The sequence below is a fragment of the Mesorhizobium sp. M7A.F.Ca.CA.002.09.1.1 genome (assembly GCF_003998555.1).
GTDB lineage: Bacteria > Pseudomonadota > Alphaproteobacteria > Rhizobiales > Rhizobiaceae > Mesorhizobium > Mesorhizobium ciceri.
This window is the reverse complement of the sequence record NZ_RZRR01000815.1, coordinates 1-2556: the sequence shown is the minus strand read 5'-3', so window position 1 is coordinate 2556 and position 2556 is coordinate 1. Positions and strand designations below refer to the sequence as shown.

Sequence of the window (2556 nt, the reverse complement as noted above, 5' to 3'; positions counted from 1 at the left end):
GGTAAAGCTCGTTCTCGACGAACGCGCGCGTCGTCTCGACGATGAGCTTCTGTTCCTCCGACAGCCCGAAATCCATGCTCTCAGCCTTTCTTCTTGCCGGTCTTTTTCTTCGGCTTTTCGGCTTTCTTGACCGGTTTCAAGGCTTTGGCCTTCTCGGCCGCCTTGGAGGCCATGGGCTTCTTCGCCGCCAGCTTGGCCAGCTGCCTGGTATAGTCCTTATGCAGCGCGCCGGCGCCCCAGCCCTTGCCTTTGTTTTGTTTCGACAGCGCATCCATGATGGCGACCAGATTGTCGTCGCGGATCTTTTCCAGCTCGCGGATCGACAGCCCATGCGCCTGTTCGTCCGACTGCGTGGCGATCAGGTCGACCAGTTCGTCGTTGAACTCAGGCACGTCCATCAGCTTGGTCCATGGCCATTTCAGGCACGGCCCGAACTGCGCCATGAAGTGGCGCATGCCGGCCTCGCCGCCGGCGACGCGATAGACCTGGAACATGCCCATCTGCGCCCAGCGCAGGCCGAAGCCGTAGCGCATGATGTCGTCGAGTTCCTCGACCGTGCAGATGCCGTCCTTGATCAGCCACAGCGCCTCGCGCCATGCCGCTTCGAGCAGGCGGTCACCGACGAAGGCCTCGATCTCCTTGCGGATGACGACAGGCTTCATGCCGATCGAGGCATACATCTCCTTGGCGACCTCGATCGCCTCGGGGAAGGTCTGCTCGCCACCGACGATCTCCACCAGCGGCAGGAGATAGACCGGGTTGAACGGATGGCCGACGACCAGCCGCTCCGGATGCTTCTTCATCGCCACCTGCATGTCGGTCGGCTTGATACCGGAAGTCGAGGAGCCGACAATCGCGTTGGCCGGCGCGTGAGCGTCGATCTCGGCCAGCACGCGGTGTTTCAGGTCGAGCCGCTCCGGCACGCTCTCCTGGATGAAATCGGCATCGGCGACCGCTTCGGCGATGGTCTTGGCGAAGGTCAGCTTGCCCTCTTTCGGCAGGCCGCCGGGCACCATCTGCTTGTAGGCGCGGCGCGCGCCCTTCATCACTTCGCCGACCTTGCGCGACGCCTCGGGATCGGGATCGAAGATCGACACGTCGATGCCGTTGAGCAGCAGGCGCGCCACCCAGCCGGCGCCGATCACACCGCCACCGATGGCGGCTGCCTTGTTGATGATGCTCATGCTGAAGCTCCGGTTCTTGTCGCGGCGGTTGCGGGGTCGATGAGGGGGACGCGCTCGCCGGCTCGGATCACCGAGGGATCGTAGGCCTTGCGGGCAAAGACTTCGAGCACGAAGGGCCGGAAGAATTCCATCGACAGCGTGTCATAGTCGGGGTCGAAGCTGGGCTGGTCCCAGCGTTCGCAAAACTGGTCGCAATCGTCGAAATAAGCATGGCCGGCAAAGCGGTCGCGGGCGTGGCGGTTGCCGCCGAGATGATGGGCATAATAGAGCCGCTGGAAGTCGCCATGCTTTTCCACCACCCAAGTGCATTGCTCGCGCACGAAAGGTTTCAGGATCGAAGCGGCATATTCGTCGTGATTGTAAGGCGCATAGATGTCGCCGATGTCGTGCAGCAGCGCGCAAGCGATCCAGTCGGTGTCTGCGCCGTCGCGCCAGGCACGTGTCGCTGCCTGCAGCGAATGGCCGAGCCGGGTGATCTTGTAGCCGGAAAGACCCGCGTCGAGCTGCACCAGCGCGTCGAGCAGCCGCTCGCCGGTCCTGGCCGCATAGTCGATTTCATGCGCGGTCAGGAACTCGTAGTCGTCCCGGTCGCCATCCTTCATCGCGGTGAATTTTACGGTAGTCATGCCGACCCTCCCGACGAATAATTATGCCGCGATCGGCGCCCGCTTGGTGAGGTTGAGCTTCTGCCGTACCTCTTCCGGTCCAAGGATTCTGGCGCCGAGATTGGTGACGATGCTGGCGGCGCGCTCGACCAGCTGTGCATTGGTGGCCAGCACGCCCTTGTCGAGCCACAGATTGTCCTCCAGCCCGACGCGGACATTGCCGCCGGCCAGCACCGCCGCCGCGGCATAAGCCATCTGGTTGCGGCCGATGGCGAAGGCCGACCAGTTCCAGGTCGACGGCACATTGTTGACCATGGCCATGAAGGTGTTGAGATCATCAGGCGCACCCCACGGCACGCCCATGCAAAGCTGCACCAGCGCATCCGGGTTGAGCACCTTTTCCTCGACCAGTTGCTTGGCGAACCACAGATGGCCGGTGTCGAAAGCCTCGATCTCCGGCTTGACGCCGAGCGCCGTCATCATGCCGCCCATGGCGCGCAGCATGCCGGGCGTGTTGGTCATGACATAGTCGGCCTCGGCGAAATTCATGGTGCCGCAGTCGAGTGTGCAGATTTCCGGCAGGCATTGGCGCACATGTTCCATGCGGTTGGTGGCACCGCCCATGTCGGTGCCTTTTTCGTTGAGCGGCAGCGGCGCTTCCGGCGATCCGAACACCATGTCGCCGCCCATGCCGGCGGTCAGGTTCAGGATGACGTCGACTTCTGCCGCGCGGATGCGCTCGGTCACTTCGCGGTAGAGATGTACGT

The 2556-nt window shown here is 63.0% G+C and carries 4 protein-coding genes; all 4 read right to left on the bottom strand.

All coding sequences use genetic code 11. The features are described 5' to 3' along the window. On the bottom strand, positions 1–76 hold a 76-nt coding region (locus EN994_RS26705), incomplete at its 3' end, for an acyl-CoA/acyl-ACP dehydrogenase (RefSeq protein ID WP_164746220.1). Positions 77–80: 4 nt separating this feature from the next. Next, complete coding sequence (locus EN994_RS26700) at positions 81–1184, bottom strand: carnitine 3-dehydrogenase (protein ID WP_024501970.1); 1104 nt, start codon at positions 1182–1184, stop codon at positions 81–83. Further along, positions 1181–1810 (bottom strand): HD domain-containing protein, encoded by a 630-nt coding sequence (locus tag EN994_RS26695; RefSeq protein WP_063169799.1) that lies wholly within the window; start codon positions 1808–1810, stop codon positions 1181–1183. Before EN994_RS26695 ends, EN994_RS26700 begins: the two co-directional genes overlap by 4 nt. 21 nt (positions 1811–1831) lie before the next feature. Beyond that, positions 1832–2556, bottom strand: a 725-nt coding sequence (locus tag EN994_RS26690) for a 3-keto-5-aminohexanoate cleavage protein (RefSeq protein ID WP_164746219.1), incomplete at its 5' end; no start/stop codon positions are given.

Bases quoted from the DNA above. Each gene is read 5' to 3' on its own strand.
- EN994_RS26700 (WP_024501970.1), bottom strand. From the start codon at position 1,184: ATGAGCATCATCAACAAGGCAGCCGCCATCGGTGGCGGTGTGATCGGC.
- EN994_RS26695 (WP_063169799.1), bottom strand. From the start codon at position 1,810: ATGACTACCGTAAAATTCACCGCGATGAAGGATGGCGACCGGGACGAC.